The sequence below is a fragment of the Vibrio sp. GJ43-1 genome, assembly GCF_055808835.1.
Genome location: NZ_CM147884.1, coordinates 2092228 through 2109942 on the forward strand (window position 1 = coordinate 2092228; position 17715 = coordinate 2109942).

Annotated in this window: 12 protein-coding genes and 3 pseudogenes; 6 read left to right on the forward strand and 9 right to left on the reverse strand. The window is 43.7% G+C overall.

Features of this window, described 5'->3' with window-relative positions; genetic code table 11:
* Positions 1 to 73 precede the first annotated feature (73 nt).
* Positions 74 to 1419, reverse strand: a pseudogene (locus AC0L66_RS10055) (NCS2 family permease).
* Positions 1420 to 1684: 265 nt separating this feature from the next.
* Positions 1685 to 2496: pseudogene (locus AC0L66_RS10060) on the reverse strand (sulfite exporter TauE/SafE family protein).
* Between the two features lie 331 nt (positions 2497 to 2827).
* On the opposite strand from AC0L66_RS10060, the gene AC0L66_RS10065 reads away from it, so the two are divergent.
* Positions 2828 to 3814: a DUF1852 domain-containing protein gene (locus AC0L66_RS10065; RefSeq protein WP_473567129.1), complete on the forward strand. Its 987-nt coding sequence runs from the start codon at positions 2828 to 2830 to the stop codon at positions 3812 to 3814.
* A gap of 26 nt (positions 3815 to 3840) precedes the next feature.
* Positions 3841 to 4869, forward strand: a complete 1029-nt coding sequence (locus tag AC0L66_RS10070) for a methionine synthase (RefSeq protein WP_473567130.1) — start codon at positions 3841 to 3843, stop codon at positions 4867 to 4869.
* 85 nt (positions 4870 to 4954) lie between these two features.
* On the opposite strand, the gene AC0L66_RS10075 is transcribed toward AC0L66_RS10070, so the two are convergent.
* The 7 genes and pseudogenes from AC0L66_RS10075 to AC0L66_RS10105 all read right to left on the reverse strand — a co-directional run bounded on the left by AC0L66_RS10075 (position 4955) and on the right by AC0L66_RS10105 (position 12015).
* Positions 4955 to 5956, reverse strand: a complete 1002-nt coding sequence (locus tag AC0L66_RS10075) for a CobW family GTP-binding protein (protein WP_473567132.1) — start codon at positions 5954 to 5956, stop codon at positions 4955 to 4957.
* Complete coding sequence (locus AC0L66_RS10080) at positions 5946 to 6506, reverse strand: LbetaH domain-containing protein (protein ID WP_265677080.1); 561 nt, start codon at positions 6504 to 6506, stop codon at positions 5946 to 5948. The genes AC0L66_RS10075 and AC0L66_RS10080 overlap by 11 nt, the downstream gene beginning before the upstream one ends.
* A gap of 118 nt (positions 6507 to 6624) precedes the next feature.
* Positions 6625 to 7077 carry a Fur family transcriptional regulator gene (locus AC0L66_RS10085; protein WP_265677079.1) on the reverse strand — a complete coding sequence of 151 codons (453 nt, stop codon included), beginning with the start codon at positions 7075 to 7077 and terminating at the stop codon, positions 6625 to 6627.
* Between the two features lie 5 nt (positions 7078 to 7082).
* Positions 7083 to 7782: pseudogene (locus AC0L66_RS10090) on the reverse strand (DUF1826 domain-containing protein).
* The gene (gene zigA, locus AC0L66_RS10095; RefSeq protein WP_473567134.1) at positions 7779 to 8984 is read right to left on the reverse strand and encodes a zinc metallochaperone GTPase ZigA; all 1206 of its coding nucleotides are present in this window, start codon (positions 8982 to 8984) and stop codon (positions 7779 to 7781) included. The pseudogene AC0L66_RS10090 and the gene zigA overlap by 4 nt, the downstream one beginning before the upstream one ends.
* A gap of 272 nt (positions 8985 to 9256) precedes the next feature.
* Positions 9257 to 10600 (reverse strand): TldD/PmbA family protein, encoded by a 1344-nt coding sequence (locus tag AC0L66_RS10100; protein ID WP_473569219.1) that lies wholly within the window; start codon positions 10598 to 10600, stop codon positions 9257 to 9259.
* Between the two features lie 29 nt (positions 10601 to 10629).
* Positions 10630 to 12015 carry a TldD/PmbA family protein gene (locus AC0L66_RS10105; RefSeq protein WP_473567135.1) on the reverse strand — a complete coding sequence of 462 codons (1386 nt, stop codon included), beginning with the start codon at positions 12013 to 12015 and terminating at the stop codon, positions 10630 to 10632.
* 293 nt (positions 12016 to 12308) lie between these two features.
* On the opposite strand from AC0L66_RS10105, the gene AC0L66_RS10110 reads away from it, so the two are divergent.
* From AC0L66_RS10110 to AC0L66_RS10125, 4 genes are all read left to right on the forward strand, one after another.
* Entirely contained in the window at positions 12309 to 12854 is a 546-nt protein-coding gene (locus tag AC0L66_RS10110) for a chemotaxis protein CheW (protein WP_265675678.1), read from the forward strand.
* Positions 12844 to 15675, forward strand: coding sequence for a methyl-accepting chemotaxis protein (locus AC0L66_RS10115; RefSeq protein WP_265675677.1), 2832 nt, complete (start codon positions 12844 to 12846; stop codon positions 15673 to 15675). The genes AC0L66_RS10110 and AC0L66_RS10115 overlap by 11 nt, the downstream gene beginning before the upstream one ends.
* A gap of 383 nt (positions 15676 to 16058) precedes the next feature.
* Positions 16059 to 16805 carry a response regulator gene (locus AC0L66_RS10120; RefSeq protein ID WP_473567136.1) on the forward strand — a complete coding sequence of 249 codons (747 nt, stop codon included), beginning with the start codon at positions 16059 to 16061 and terminating at the stop codon, positions 16803 to 16805.
* Positions 16806 to 16809: 4 nt separating this feature from the next.
* Positions 16810 to 17577, forward strand: a complete 768-nt coding sequence (locus AC0L66_RS10125) for a hypothetical protein (RefSeq protein WP_473567137.1) — start codon at positions 16810 to 16812, stop codon at positions 17575 to 17577.
* Positions 17578 to 17715 lie beyond the last annotated feature (138 nt).

The window sequence follows — 17715 nt, forward strand, 5'->3', positions numbered from 1 at the left end:
TTACTTAGTAATACACACAAAAATGCCCAGTCAATTGACTGGGCATAGCAACTATATTTACTGATAGGAGACGTTAGATAGCCCAACCACCTGCATAGAAAACAACTAACACTAGGGTAATAAGCACAATACCCAGATTCAGTTTCTTCCATTCGCCAGAGAAAAGACGGCCAACAACGAGGCACAAGAAACCCAGCATGATGCCTGTTACGATGTTACCGATTAGAACAATGAATACTGCACACACCAAACCTGATAATGCATCAACTGAATCATCAAAATTCAGTTTACGTACGTTACCTAGCATCAGTAATCCCACGTACATTAACGCAGGTGCTGTTGCGTATGCTGGCACTAAATAACTAATTGGCGCTAAGAATAATAGAAACAGGAACAGCACACCTACCACGACGGCGGTAAGACCGGCTTTACCACCAGCCGCCGTACCCGCGGCTGATTCAATATAAACGGCTGCAGGCGCACCACCCACCGCACCAGAAACGATACTCGACACCGAATCTGAGGTTAGCGCTTTACCGCCATCAATAATATTGCCGTCTTTATCAAGCAGATTGGCTTGACCCGCTACTGCTCGAATTGTGCCAGTGGCGTCAAAAATAGCGGTCATGACCAAGGCCAACACACTCGGTAGAACGATTGGATTGAGTGCCCCCATGATGTCCATCGTCCCCATCAGAGAGCCCTCACCTCCAATGCTAGGTAACGCGAAAAATCCCTGATATTGCACAGCAGGATCAAAAATCAGGCCGAACACAGAAATCGCAACAATAACAAAAAGAATGCCACCAGGAACCTGACGCTTTTCAAGTCCAAAAATAGCGGCAAGACCCAGCATAGACATGATCACAGGAAACGAAGTGAACTCACCTAACGTGACTGGCAATCCCTCTACTGGGTTTTTGATTACTAGGCCAACACCACTTGCCGCGATTAATAGCAGGAATAAGCCAATGCCAATACCCGTACCGTGAGCAATCCCTTCAGGAAGGTTAGTTAGAATCCACTGGCGCACGCCTGTAACGGTAATGGCGGTAAAAATAACCCCCATTAAGAATACCGCACCCAATGCAACCGCATTGAAACGCCCTGCCCCAACACTAAGCTAAAAGCGGTAAACGCCGTTAATGAGATGGCACAACCAATGGCCATGGGTAGGTTGGCCCAAAACCCCATCAACATTGAACCAAACGCCGCCACCAAACACGTGGCGATAAAAACAGAACCTTGGTCGAAACCCGCCACACCCAGCATGCTAGGGACAACAATAACCGAATATACCATCGCCAAAAATGTCGTAAGACCTGCAACAACCTCTTGACGAACGTTACTTCCACGTTGTGAAATCAAAAAGAAATTATTGAGCCAACTACCCGTTGCAGTTGATGTAATCTCGGTCATGCCTATTCCTCGTTTCTATTGGGTCTCAGCCGTTCAATAGCGACCCAACAAAATGTTAGTAAAAATTTAAGTGGCGAGAAAATACACGTAAACGTTTGCTTGCGCAATAGGTAGAATCGAAGGTTTCATCTTTGATAGGAAAAAGCAGGATAACATGGCCCATAAGTGCCAAAAATTAACCAGCTAACACATTGTTTCATAAGCACTGCTGAGTTGTCACAGACATATCATTCACCCCTACACCTTCGCAGACAGTACGGCGAACTTAACTCGCCGCCATATTCACAGCAATGACCAACAACAATGCAGCAAAGATCTTTTTAATTGTCGACACGGGCAAGTGCTGGGTTGCTTTGGCACCTAATGGGGCTGTAAACCAAGATGTCGATACAATGCCTAATAGCGCCGCAGTAAATAGACAAACCCCACAAATCCATCGGCTAGAGCTAAGTCTCGGCTACCAGCAGTGATATACCCGATAGAACCAAATAGTGCGATGACAATTCCACATGCAGACGCACAACCTATGGCCTTTTTCATATTGACCGAAAAAAACGTCAATAACGGCACTAACAGTGCCCCACCCCCAATCCCAATCATGGCAGACAGACCACCCGTTATTGTAGTAAGGGCCGTTAGCACAGTTTTGTTGGGAATAGTTCGTTGTTTCGTTGTGTCACTTTTACTGCTCAACAACATCTTTAACGCGATGAGCACCACGCTTACCGCAAAGACTAAGCGAACGACTTGTTCTGGCAAAAGCGTGGCCAAAAAGCCGCTAATTAATGCACCAATTGCCACCCCTATCATGACCCAAGGAGCTAGGTCCCACGGTACATTACCGTTTTTATGATGAGCAAGTGCGGAAGAGGTAGAGGTAAATAAGATTGACGTTAAGGAAGTAGCAATTGCCGCGACGACCACTTGGTCTGAAGGCAAAACATTAAAGTGCAATAAAATACTACTCAGTACTGGCACGATAATCAGTCCTCCTCCTATGCCTAGCAGCCCAGCTAAAAAGCCAACACCACTTCCTAGAAGTAAGCAGTACATTACTAACAACAGCGTTTCACTCATCCGTTTATCTCTTTAATTAATGTGATAATAAGTATGCAAAAATAAACCGCACAAAAATGAGGTTTATTTTATTTAAGAAAACATATAGCCGACGAACAATACTAATTTCAAAACAAAATAGTTTCAAACAGTATTCATCATGAAAATTATTCATATTGAATGTGAAGTAAAAGCATTTTTCATCATCCATTAATATCCGTATAAATTCCTTAAGCAACAATTTCTATACAGCATCACATTAATGTTATTCCGGTCATAGCACGCTTTCATTAAAACTATTCGAGACGAAACAGCATTAATTTTAGACACTCATTTGGGACAATAAGTCATTATGAACACAGAAAATACACAGTTTTATTTTACGATTAAGAGTACTTGTCTCGATGAAAATTATCAGCCTTCTGACAACACTCGTATCACAACCAACTTTGCTAATCTAGCGAGGGGACGCAACCGACAAGAAAACTTACGTAATGCGTTAAAGATGATTAACAATAGTTTCAATGCCTTAGCTAGCTGGGACAACCCTAGTGCGGAGCGTTACTCTATTGAACTAGAGATCATTTCGGTTGATTTAGATATTGAAGGTACGGGTCAGGCATTTCCTTCAATTGAAGTTTTAAAAACAAATATTATCGACCATAAAACGAATGAGCGCAGCGAAGGAATAGTAGGAAACAACTTCTCCTCCTATGTGCGAGATTATGACTTTAGCGTCTTACTCCTTAACCATAATAAAGATCAACCACAATTTAGTGTTCCTGATAACTTTGGTGAGTTACACGGGAAATTATTTAAGCATTTCGTCAATTCCCCGACTTATCAAGAAAACTTTAATAAGCCACCAGTAATATGTCTGAGTGTTTCTGACAACAAGACCTATTACCGCACGGAAAATCAACATCCCGTGCTTGGGTTTGAATATGAGCCAAATGATACGTCGTTGACGGAGCAATATTTCAAAAAAATGGGACTCCAGGTTCGCTATTTTATGCCAGCAAACAGTGTTGCTCCGTTCGCTTTCTATTTCTTTGGTGATCTACTCAATGATTATACCAATCTTGAACTCATTAGCACGATTAGCACGATGGGCACGTTCCAAAAAATCTACCGTCCTGAAATCTATAATGCCAATGCTGCTGCGGGACAATGCTATCAACCAAACTTAAAAAACCAAGACCACTCATTAACTCAAATCGTGTATGACAGAGGTGAGCGAAGTCAGCTGGCGATTGATCAAGGGAGGTTTGCTGAAGAACACTTTATTAAGCCCTATAACATTGTACTTGAGCAGTGGTCTGCTCAAAATTTTCTTTAATGAACGAAATCTAAGCGGCATTGATTATGAAAAAACTATTACCCACTTCAACAGCTGGCAGTTTGCCTAAACCGTCTTGGCTCGCTCAACCAAAGACGCTTTGGTCACCATGGAAGTTGCAAGGAAGCGAATTAACTGACGGTAAACACGACGCCTTACGTGTGTCCTTACAAGAGCAGCAATACGCTGGGATTGATATCGTCAGCGATGGTGAACAAACACGTCAACACTTCGTCACGACATTTATCGAGCACCTCAACGGTGTTGACTTTGAAAAGCGTAAAACCGTTAAAATACGTGATCGCTATGACGCGAGTGTCCCTACCGTCGTTGGCGAGGTTTCTCGTCAAAAGCCCGTATTTGTCGACGATGCTAAACTATTACGTCAACAAACCAAGCAACCAATAAAGTGGGCGCTGCCAGGTCCAATGACCATGATAGACACGCTATTTGATGACCACTACAAAAGCCGCGAGAAGCTTGCTTGGGAATTTGCGAAAATTCTTAATCAAGAAGCCAAAGAACTCGAAGCCGCTGGTGTCGATATTATTCAATTTGATGAGCCCGCCTTTAATGTCTTTTTTGACGAGGTTAATGATTGGGGTATTGCGACTCTAGAGCGAGCCATCGAAGGATTGAAATGTGAAACCGCAGTACACATTTGTTATGGCTATGGCATAAAAGCCAATACCGATTGGAAAAAAACGTTGGGTTCTGAGTGGCGACAATACGAAGCCGTGTTTCCTAAGTTACAACAATCAAACATCGATATTATCTCGCTAGAATGCCATAACTCTCATGTCCCAATGGAGTTACTTGAACTGATCCGAGGTAAAAAGGTCATGGTCGGTGCTATTGATGTCGCCACCGAGTCAATTGAAACTCCAGAAGAAGTCGCAGATACTTTACGGCACGCGCTTAAGTTTGTGGATGCTGAAAACCTCTACCCTTGCACTAACTGTGGTATGGCACCTTTATCCCGCTCTATTGCAACAGCCAAGCTAAGAGCACTAAAAGCGGGCGCAGATATTGTTCGAAACGAACTCTTGAGCTAGCTCTCATAACTGACAAGCTAACTTCAGTCCAGTATGTCACCAGCTAGCGTTACGAAGCCGCTGGTGACATGCTTCATTGATAACATTAATTTACTACACATTGAATTAACTGAGTTTCTAGCGCTGAATCCACGTGGTCAGAAATAACCTCTATTCGGCTCTCAGTACTTTCATTTAATTCCACTTCGGTGAGTCCATCTACCGTCATGTTATAACCAAAGATGCCGTCTTTCGTAATAAATACCGCTTTCATTCTTTCGACATCCAGCCCAATCAAAAGGTTAATTAATCGCTTACGGTCAAAGTGTTTGTTGGGTGAAAATTTCCAGCCAACACTTTCAAACCCCTCCCCTTGGTTGGTCGCTTTAATAAGGCCACTTTCAGGCATCGGTAATTCAGAGGCAAGTGGTTTACTGTGCCCGTGGTGGTGAGCATGGGGTGGGTGCTCATGAATGCTGGTATCGCCCTCAAAGTCTGCAAATGGAATAGCGCCATGTTGCGTAAATATCACCTTTGTCATCGGGCGACCGACGTCTGCAACGTACGCTTGCAGTTTTTCCGCGTCGCCTGGTTGATAGAGATCGATTTTATTACCAACGACCGTATCGGCAATGGCAATCTGCTGATTGAACGTTTCATTACTGGTATAGCGGCTATCGGATAATTGACGCGCATCCACAAGAGTAACATTCTTTTGCAATGACAGGACGTTTCGATAGTGCTCTGTCGATAGCACTTGTAACACTTCTTTAGGGTGCCCAAGTCCCGTAGGTTCGATTAATAATCGGTCAGGTCGAGCTTCTGACAGTAATTGACTCAGTGCAATTTGCATCGGTAAGCCTGCCGTGCAGCACATGCACCCACCGGGAACTTCACGAATAAATACGCGCTGCTCTGCGTTTTTCTGGCCCTGCAGTAAACTGCCATCAACACCGATTTCGCCGAACTCATTAACCAAAATCGCCCAGCGTTCATCCTTTGGTTTGTGTTCCATTAATTCTACAATGGCCGATGTTTTACCTACACCCAGAAAACCAGTAATGATATTGGTTGGAACCGCTGAAATAGCTTGTTTATCAGAGCTCATTGGCGATTCTCCTATAGCCTTGCACTAGGGTATGGTTCGCGGAAACCACAGACTCAGAAAAGGCGGAATACTCAGGTGGTACTTTAGAAATGCTGTTTAAATCGAAGCCTGTACCAATATTGGTCATAGGGGGGACATGAAAACGCGCTGGCAGGTCTAACCCGTCCACCACACAGTTATGACGAATCACGCAGCCACTACCAATGACCGCATTAAACACCACGGAATTAAAACCAATAAACACATCATCACACACTTCGCAGGGGCCATGGATAATAGAGCGATGAGCAATGGATGAACGTTCGCCAATGATGACCGCCGCCCCCGATTTTGAGTGAATCACGACGCCATCTTGAATATTGGTATCTTGCTTTATCACAATCGCGTCCATTTCCCCCTTGTCGTTAACCTCGTCAGCGCGAATCACAGCATAAGGTCCAATGAAAACATTCGCTTCAATGATCACTTTGCCGCAAATAATCGCAGTGGGATCGATAAAGGCGGATTCTGACACCTCAGGTAAGTGTCCGGTTGGATTTCTTCTTATCATAGTCATTTTTTCGTAATTGGAGGATAAATGAAAAGCATACTGGCAACTGGCAACTGGCAACTGGCAACTGGCAACTGGCAAACAATAGATACTTATATTACAGCTCTGCAAGCACTCTTTATTTTGCGCAGTCATCACACACGCAGTTAATCTCAATTTGAGGGCTGACAACGGTAAACCCTTCCTGCCTTGCTTGAGATTGGAGACCGTTTATCGTTGCTGAATCAATAGCTTGCTCGCTAATTTTTTCACACTTTGAGCAAATTAAAAACTGAGCGATACCATGCTCGTGGTCACAAAGGATGCGTGAGCAAACGATATATTTATTGGACACACTCAGTTTATGAACTAACTGTTCACTCTCTAAAAAATCCAAAATACGATAGACCGACATCGCCTGAATATTCTGAGCCAAATGCTCTTTACAATAGTCCACCAATTGGTAAGCAGATAAGGCTTTATTGGCATTAACTAAAGCGTGCAGTACTAATTTACGTTTAGACGTTAACTGCTTTCCTCTCGACTTACAGGTTCGCTCTACGTGTGCAATGATGCCGTCGATATTTCGCATTTTCGCTACCTCAAGTCTAACGTGAGTAGCAATCGACGTTGGTCTGGCGTCGCTTCTGGCGATCGATGCACTAGCCCTGTGTCTTCATTTCCTTGCCAACCACTGCCTTTTAGTAAGGCAACGTCACCGCGTTCTATTTGGTTGATAGCATTTGTATTTTGATACAAACCTGATTGGTGATCGGGTAAACCAACACTGCCCGCCCCTAATTTGCTGCGATCAACATCCTCGTTACGTAACCACTGGGTTGCCGCACCCGCATAGGTTGTGACTAAGCGGCATGGTAAATGATCTACATGAAATTTTGGACACATTGGGCTATCAAGTGTGGTGAGTCGCAGCCCTGCTTCGTTTACGTCGAACAGACAACAAAACATATCAACAATTAACGCAATATCCTGACTCAGTTCATCTGCGCATGAATGGTCAGACAATTTGTTTCGAAGCCAAGCAGCGGTAGTATCTGGTGTCACCGTTTGCACCACAGATAACGCAACGCCATTTTTAAGCATTTCATCAATAGATTGAGTTAACGTTGCCTAGTAATGAACGTTGCCATACCGCGAGATTATGGTCTTGTTTATAAATATCGGAAAGAACGGTTGGCTGTGTCGCTTTGGCTAGTAAAGACGTTGCACTAACGATATTGGCTGGCTCTAAAGTATTTATCTCTGTAGCACTTATGTTCAAGCGGCTTATACTCATGCCTCTGCCTCCCAGCTAGGAAACGGGTCCGATAGCGTCAACCAATGGGATTCTCCGGCCGACATTTCTTGTTCATTTAATAAGCATTCATCGAGAGCTTGAGTCATTGCGACTTGATCAAGACCCTGACCAATAAACACTAATTCCTGTCGCATATCACCAAAGGGTTCTACCCAACTTTGTTGAATGTCTTTAAGAATTTCGGGATCTGTGGGCCATTGATTTGTCGGCGTAGCCTTCCAAAACAACCCAGCAAAACCATGGTTGCCAATGCCTCCAGCTTGGCTCCACTGCCCGGCGAACTCTGGGCGGGAAGCTAACCAAAAGTAACCCTTTGAGCGAATTAGCTTACCAAATCGTTCGGTATCATGAAGAAAATCATGAAATTTTTCTGGATGAAATGGACGGCGAGCTCGGTAACTAAAACTACCAATACCGTACTCTTCCGTTTCAGGTATATGCTCACCCCTTAGCTCTTTTAGCCAACCCGGTGCGGATTGTGCCTGCTCAAAATTAAACCGACCAGTATTCAATACCTCGCCAATATCTACCTTGCCATTACAAATTGGAATGATACGGGCTCTGGTATTCAACATGGTTAGGATTGCGGTGAGTCTTGCGACATCGTCCTGAGAAACAAGATCTACTTTACTGATTAAAAGTACGTCAGCAAATTCAACCTGTTCAATAAGTAAATCCGTGACACTGCGTTCATCGTCTTCACCAAGATGCTGTTCAGTCTCTTGCAGATCCTGTGCGGCTTCATAGTCATGTAAGAAGTTAACCGCATCCACAACCGTTACCATGGTGTCTAATGTCGCGATATCAGAAAGAGACTCTCCTTCGCCATCGGTAAAAGTAAACGTTTCTGCCACAGGAAGCGGCTCTGCAATCCCAGTAGACTCAATAACAAGATTGTCGAACCGTCCCTCTTTTGCAAGGCGACTCACCTCAAGCAGTAAATCTTCGCGCAACGTGCAACAGATACATCCGTTGCTCATTTCCACCAGTTTCTCTTGTTGGTAATCCAGTGAAACTTCATTCTTAACCATTGCAGAGTCGATATTGATTTCACTCATATCATTAACAATCACGGCGACTCGCTTTCCTTGACGATTATTAAGGATATGACTAAGAACCGTTGTTTTGCCTGCTCCAAGAAAACCAGACAGCACGGTGACAAATATTTTTTCCTGATTCATATTTCTCTCATAATCATACAGATGTTAAAACTCGACGGACAGCCAAGCGCGCAAACATCAACCAAACCAAGTGTTATGTTATAACATAACACTTGGTTTGCCAATTTAGATTTTTGAAGAGAGTTGTGACGAGAACGTGAAAAGCTGAGGGCGCATTCAAAATAGAAACAGGTGGGATAAAGGCGAGTCAACTGGCAAACCACATCAATCACGACAATAAAAAAGGGACTCAACCGAGCCCCTCTAGGTAACTAACATCGCGCAATAACTCGCTATTTACCGCCAATACTTAAGCGAGCAAAACGAATATCAGGCGCAAAAAAAGTACGGCTATCGTTGATAAGCTGAATCTCCCCTACCGCTTCTACTTCTTTCAACATTTTATAGAAATTCCCTGCAACCGTGATGCCGCGTACGGGCTGAACACGTTCGCCATCTCTACATAAGAAGCCACTCGCACCAAATGAGAAATCACCACTGACCGCGTCCGCCCCGGAATGCACGCCTTGTAATTCAACAAGCTCCAAATATTCGCCAGCTTTTACCTCTGAGACGCTGCTGTTACCTGATGCTATAAGTTTATGATTAGCGGATACATCTAAGCTCGACTTGGCTCCACGAGACGCACTTGCCGTTGACGTTGCGCCTAAGTAACTTGCGGTTTGGCTGTTATGCAGTAACGTATTCAACCGACCATCGGCGATAAGAATATTATCTTGAGTGGCAAACCCTTCACTATCAAAAGCGGCAATGGCCATACCGTTCGGCATATACGCAGCGTCCGTTAATGTAATCAACTCACTCGCCACAGATTGTCCAAGCTTGTCAGCGAGTGGCGTGATACCTTTCATTGCGCTGACACCGGAAAACGCACTGCCAAAGGCAGCAAATAGGCTGCTTAACGCATTAACGTTAAAAATTGCAGAGTAATTACCCGTAGCAACGGGAGCGCCTTCAATTAAATCCCGAGCAAGGTTATAACCCTCATCAATGCAGAATGCTGCGTCTAACTCGTCAAAACGACGACCTACCGACACCTTACCTGCCATAGATTGTTTGCCGTCTTTTTCAAACAGCGTATACGCATAGCAACTAAATGAACGCTCAAAGTGCTGACACATTGTCCCTTGAGTATTGGCAATGATCAGTTGCGCTTCACCGTCACTGTAGCCGTTGTAAGGGGAACTGGTCGCATAAGGACGCGAAACAACACCTTGCTCCAGTGCTAAGGACAGCGCGATTTTTTCATCTACTGACGTGGTGTCTTGTTGAGCAATTTCCGCGATATCCGTTGTAATTACGCTCTCTACGCAGCGAATACTTTGATGCCCATCTTGCTTAGAGAAACGCGCACTTTGTAAGGCATTCGTTAGCATTAAATCTAGGCTTGGCTGCTCTAGTGACTCTGAGTAACTGGTTGCTACCCGAGCGTCTTTTACCACTCGCACCCCCAGTACTTGACTTGAGCTCACCTTATACTCATCTAGCTGACCTTGGTTCGCTTTAAGAGAAAAGCTGCTATTGCGATTAACAATGACATCAGCTTCAGCCCCTTGACGTTTCGCTTCAGACAGCACGTGATCAATCGAATTAATAAGTGTTTGTTGCTGGCTCATTTGTTCTTGACTCATCCGTTCTTGACTCATTAGTTACCGCCTCCAACTAAGATATTGTCCACTTTCAGCGAAGGCTGACCGACCGTTGTTGGCACCGCGCCACTCACCGAGCCACACATACCAGGGGCAAGTGCCATGTCTTTGCCGACCATGCTAATTTCTTGCAGTACTTTTGGTCCGGTACTAATCAGTGTTGCCGTTTTTAAAGGCTTGGTAATTTTGCCATTTTCGATCAAATAGGCTTCGCGAACAGCAAAGTTAAATTCGCCCGTTCCCGGTTGCACAGAGCCACCACCCATTTTTTTCGCGTAAATACCGCGCTCTATTCCCGCCAGCATCTCATCGAGCGAATGTTTTCCTTCTTCAATGAAAGTATTACGCATCCGTGATGTCGGGGCGAATTTGTAGTTTTGGCGACGTCCAGATCCGGTCGGCTCATAGCCCGTCTTCAGGCCTCCCATTTTATCGACCATAAAACTGGAGAGCTTACCGTCTTTAATGAGTTGGGTACGCTGCGTTGGCATGCCTTCATCGTCAACATGAATGGATCCCCACTCGTTGGTCATCGTGCCATCATCCACCGCATTAACCGCGCTGTTCGCAATCATTTCACCCATTTTGTCATGAAATACCGAGGCCTTTTTCGCAACCGACGTGGTTTCAAGCAAGTGACCACATGCTTCATGGAAGATAACACCACCAAAACCATTGCCTATCACTACTGGCATTTCGCCTGATGGACACGCATCCGCTCCCAACTTCACCAATGCTTGCTGGGCGATGGTTTGACCAAGCTCCCTCGCATCCAGTTGCTCACTAAATTCCCAACCAGCTAGCGCACCAGGGCCTTCCGAACCTGAAGATTGCTCGTTATCTTTCTGCGCAACCGTATTTCCCGCGACACGAATGTAGTGACGAGTATCATCCACATGCAGACCGTCAGAATTAAAGATAGAAACCTGTTGTTCACGCTGCAGTACGCTGCCAATAAATTGGCTGATGTATTCACTTTCAGAACGCGTTGCCTGATCAACGTTAAGTAGAAATTCAATCTTTGAATCTAGGTTCGCGTCTTTTCCCAAAGGTAGGCGGCAACGATGTTGAAGTGGATAGCGATTTAGGTTCAAGGTACCCGCAGAGGCGATTTGATCGCGTTTATCTTTTGCAGCCAGCAGCGACGTAACGCGTTTTAATTCCGCTTCATTTGTGCTGTTGGTGTAACCGTAAAGTACTTTGTAACCGAAAAAAAGACGGATACCAATACCAAAATCGATACCTGAATTGACTTTGTCCACTTCGCTTGACGCAATCTGGACAGTGCTAGTTTGATGATGTTCAACGAATAATTCGGCGAAATCAGCCCCCAAAAAAAGTGCATGATCGATCACCGCTTTCGCTGTTTCAGAATTAAGCATTAACTCTCCTTGCTCGTTGATTGTCGCCTTCCTTAACCACTAAGATCTTAAAGTATGAAGAAGACGACGGCGCGATTTAATAGAAGTTATTGGTTCAATTAAATGGATAAAAGCCTATAGCGACAATTAGGACTCTATCATTTTTAGCGGCAGAGTTCCCTTCTCAAACACAACTAAAATGCTCGGAATTATTTGAAAGACAAGCATTCCTTACCATACTGCTTCCTAACAGGCTCTACTCACTTTTTTATCAGTATTTCAGATTATAAACGCTAGTAAACGCGGAACTTACCATGACATCAAGCATCAAGAACAATTCAGGCAACAATATAAAAGCGGTAGCCAACGAATACCTCACGTTCTGGCTAGGTCAAGAGTACTACGGCATTGATATTCTCACTGTCCAAGAGATCAGAACTTATGGCCAAGTCACCGCTATCGCCAATATGCCCGCTTATATTAAGGGCGTAATGAATTTACGTGGTGTGGTTATACCCATTGTAGATATGCGTATTAAGTTTAAATTGTCTGATATTACGTACCATGACATGACCGTTGTTATTATCTTAAATATTGATGAACGCATTGTCGGTATTGTCGTAGATAGTGTCGCAGATGTGCTATTGCTCGACACGGTCGATGTGCAGCCTCCCCCTGATTTTGCCAGTGCATTAGACACAAAATACATTAAAGGGCTTGCGTCACAAAATGAGTTGATGCTCATCTTGATTCACATAAATAAATTAATGAGCAGCCAAGATATGGCGCTATTTAACCAAATTGAAACTGACAGCTCGCCAGCTCATGAAACTAAGAAAGGTCATGATCATGAACAATGAAGATAGAGAATACCTCATTCAGGAAAATGAAATACTCGTCTCGACGACTGACATGTCAGGGAACATTACCTATGCTGACGATAATTTCGTTCGAGTCAGTGGGTATTCACGAGACGAGCTATTAGGTAGCCCGCATAACATCGTCCGCCATCCAGATATGCCTAAAGAGGTATTCGAAGATTTTTGGCGAGAAATTAACTTAGGGAATTGCTGGTCAGGTATTATCAAGAACCGACAAAAAAGCGGTGGATATTATTGGGTAAAATCCGATGTGACCCCTTTATACAAAGATGGGGTTCAACTTGGTTTTATGTCCGTTCGCTCAATACCTAATAAGGTTGATCTAGAAAAAATAAAGATTCAATACTCACTATTCAAAGAAGGTGAACAGGGTGATCTCGTCATCAAACGTGGGAAAGTGGTTAAAAAACAAAACGCACACTCACTTAATGCGCTTACCATCAAACAACGTCTATTCGGTTTAGTATTGATCGCTACGATATCTCTTTTCACCGTGCTCGGCATCGGTATACACAGTTCATACACTGAAAAAGAAGCAGTTGAACACCTTTATAACAGCCACATTGAATCTTATTCCCATCTACTCGCCATCGATAAACTGTGGGCTGAAAATCGACTATTGTTGCAACCCCTAACCGTAACTAATGACTTGGAACAATACACTAATATCAGCCAAACGCTTAAAGACAATGCCTTAACACTAAAGCAAATTACTGCTAGCCTGATCGATAAATTTGACTTAGAACATAACTCTAAAATCGAGAAATACCACATCATCGCCGAACAAAGCGATCGGTTAGCTGCCACATCACTAGTAGAGGTTTATTCAACGTTATCTTCTAGTGACGAAAGTCAGCGCAGTAATGCTGACTTTCGCTCACTCATCCTCGCGTTCATATCTGAGATTTCAACTTACGAACAGTCCATTGGCGAGCTTATTTTAGAAAACCGACAGCAATCTCATGAGATTTATGAAGAAAGCAAGTACGTTTTTTGGCTTGAAGTCGCGCTATCGTCAGTTATTACGCTATTTTTCATTGTCGCGTATCTAATCTTTGCCTTTATCTTCAACCGAGATATTAACTCTAGATTAAGTGATATTCGACGTTACTTTACTCGCCTTGTTAAAAAAGACTATCTCTTTGAGATTAACGTTGAAAAAAATGATGAAATTGGACAAGTATTACAATCACTAAAAATAATGAAAGTACAGTTAGCGTATAATATGGAAAGCGTTCGTCAAAAGGCCATCGCAGCGACGCGTATTAAAATTGCCCTTGATAACGTGAGTACTAACATGATGATTGTAGATAACGACAACACCATCATCTATGTTAACCCGTCGATTATTGGTATGTTCACACAAGCCGAAAAAGAATTAAAAAGTTATTCAGCCGATTTTGATGCCAAAGGATTATTGGGCTTAAATATCAACGACCTTAATTTAGTCACTATACATCAGAAAAATCGACATTCAAATAATTACCAACAAAGTGGGCATGATATCCCGCATACTGCTGGGGTTGAACAAACTCAAGAAATCGACATTAATGGCAGAATATTTAACATCGTCAGTAACCCTGTCATTGATGAGTCCGGGAAACAAATTGGCTATGTGACTGAATGGGTAGATCGAACCGCGGAAATAGGCGTCGAAAAGGAAATTGAACATGTCATTCAATCAGCGGTCGAAGGTGACTTTTCTCAGCGCATGGCTCTGGACGGAAAAAATACTTTTTTCACGATGCTTTGCGGCAATATGAATCGCCTATTAGAAATCAGTGAAGTGAGCTTAACCGATATCGTTGCCGTCCTCTCCTCTTTAGCGAAAGGCGATCTTACCTCGCAAATTACTGCAGATTATTCAGGCGCATTTGGTGAACTCAAAACAAGCTCCAATTTAACGGTCACCAAATTGAAAGAAATGATTCTGCATATAAAAATTTCTGCCGACACCATCAACACTGCCACTAAAGAAATAGCGATTGGTAATATAGATCTAGCACAGAGAACTGAAAAACAAGCGCGCAGCCTTGAGGTCACTTCATCCAGTATGGAAGAACTCACTATCACCGTTAAACAAAATTCTGAACACTCCAAGCAAGCGAATCACTTGGCAAAAGAGACATCGGTGAATGCGCTTAAAGGTGGCGAAGTCGTGACGCAAGTGGTGGAAAACATGGCTGACATTCATACCAGCTCACAAGAAGTCATGAACATTATTTCAGTTATCGACAGCATTGCCTTTCAAACCAATATTCTGGCTCTTAATGCCGCCGTTGAGGCGGCACGTGCAGGTGAACAAGGTCGGGGGTTTGCTGTTGTGGCGACCGAAGTTCGTAACTTGGCTCAGCGTTCCGCTGCCGCAGCAAAAGAAGTAGAAAGTCTGATCAACTCCTCTGTACGCAAAATTGAAATAGGTTCTAAACTCGCGACCCAGGCAGGCGAATCAATCTCTAGCGTAGTCGTTTCAATTCAAGAAGTCGCGCAATTGATTGAGGAAATCACCCAAGCCTCAGTTGAACAAAGTGTTGGGATTGATCAAGTTACCCGAGCCATTTTAGAAGTCGATGACGTCACACAGCAGAATTCAGCCTTGGTTGAAGAAGGTTCCGCAGCCGCTAGCTCCCTAGAAGAGCAAGTCGCCAATCTTGCTATTTATGTTGCCGCATTTGATACGGGTGAGCAGAGGCTCTCCAGCCAAAATAGTGGCAGTGAATCAAACCTTGGAGAAAAGAATGCCTATGTAACAACAGCGTCGCATAACCATGATGATGACAACGATTGGTCTGAATTCTGACGTTGATGAATACTCAATTTTATTCTATCAAAGTTGGCGTTAACGCGAGTGTATAAGCGCGCAATTATTGTATTAATAGACCCTCGCATACCATCGTTTAATTAATCGTTGGAGGACGAATATTGGCAATATTCTCTATACGTGAGTGTGATTACGCCATGTAAAAGGCATGCCGACTAACTCGAATTATGCCTTTGCTCACCCGTGAGCTGGGCGCTTACATGTGGAGGTTCATTATATCAAATATAACCTGCTTAAATAGTTGAAAGCCCATCATTCCTTCCCATACTGCTTTCTAACACGCTCTATTTATTATTTTGTCAGTGTCACAAAATAGGTATTTAGAACGCTACCCATTATACGGTTATTGATAGAGAGACACTATGTCCGGTTCTGCCCAACAGTTTGAGAAAATCTTTTTTGAAGAGATGACCGAACATCTTGAAGAGATGGAGTCGCTGCTGCTAGAAATGAATGAAAGTGGCAACGAGTCCGTCTCATCAGAGGTATTAGACGCCATTTTTAGAGCCGTACATTCAATTAAAGGCGGTGCCGGGATTTTTGGTTTTGATGACATATCCCACGTAACGCACATTCTCGAAAACCTATTGGACCAACTTCGAACGGGGCAGATATCATTACAACGAACAATGGTTGATGTATTCTTGCAAGCCAGAGACGTACTTGAGTCGTTGAAAGCTGCCCATCAATTTGATGATGAAGAGGAGGTTTCAAATGAACACATAAAGCAAGTCTGTGAAGCATTAAACCACTTCAGTTCACTCCCTTCTTCCCCGACGTCCAAAGAAGACTGTTCGGCCAAACCGCCGATAGCCGCCGACCCAGCGTATACACCTCCTTCTTCGAACCTGCATGATCTTTCTGATTCAGAAAAATCCGCTCTGAAGATCCTACTGGTCGAAGACAGTAAAGTGATTCAAAAAGTCGCCAGTTTCACTTTGAGTAAACTGGGATATTCCTTTGTGGATATCGCAGAAAATGGCCAACAAGCGTTAGACAGTCTAAATGCCGCACTCAATGAGCCTTATCAATTCATTTTACTTGATTGTCAAATGCCCATAATGGATGGTTACCAAGCAACCCGAGCCATAAGAGAAGGTCTCGCTTAGTGACGTGCACCAAGGTATTACAATCATCGCAATGACCGCTATGGTCGGTGAAGAAGAAAAACAAAAATGCCTACAAACAGGAATGAACGATTATTTAGTTAAACCCATCAAAGCCAATCTTGTCGATGACATCATTAAACGATGGCATCACCGCGCACAAGATTCAAGTAGCGAAACATTGAGCAATAATCCACCAAACAACACGTCATCGCAAGATTCAATACCAAGCCATCAACCAGTGCCGAAAGAACCGAATAACGCTGCTCAACGAAAGAGAAGTTCGAACCCTCGACTTCGAAGCAAGCAACACGAGGCTTCTTCGATTCGAGTCAGTACACAAAAAGTGGATCAGCTTATCAATCAAGTTGGTGAGCTCATCATCACGCAATCTATGTTACAAAAACTGACCTTTGATCTTGGGTTGGACGCTAACGAGTTATTAGCCGCACGACTTAACCAATTAGAAAGCAATACTCGTGACCTGCAAGCTTCCGTCATGTCTGTGCGAATGATGCCGATAGGCACCGTTTTCGGTCGTTTTCCTCGGATCGTGCGCGACTTATCTAATTCGTTAAATAAAGATATCAGGTTGATTATAGAAGGCGAACAAACCCAGCTCGATAAAGGCTTATTGGAAAAACTGGTGGACCCTCTGACCCATTTAATACGAAATAGTATCGATCATGGTATTGAATCCCCCGAAGAAAGAACCAAAGCAAATAAATCCTGTGCAAGGCACAATAAAACTCTCAGCGGTCTACCGCGGTGGTGATGTCATTGTGCATGTTGAAGATGACGGGTTGGGCATTGACCCCAAAAAAATCGTAGAAAAAGCTCAGAAAAATGGTATGCACTTGCCTCAAAACATGAATGTTCAAGACATCTTTCAGCTGATCTTTTCTAGCCGGTT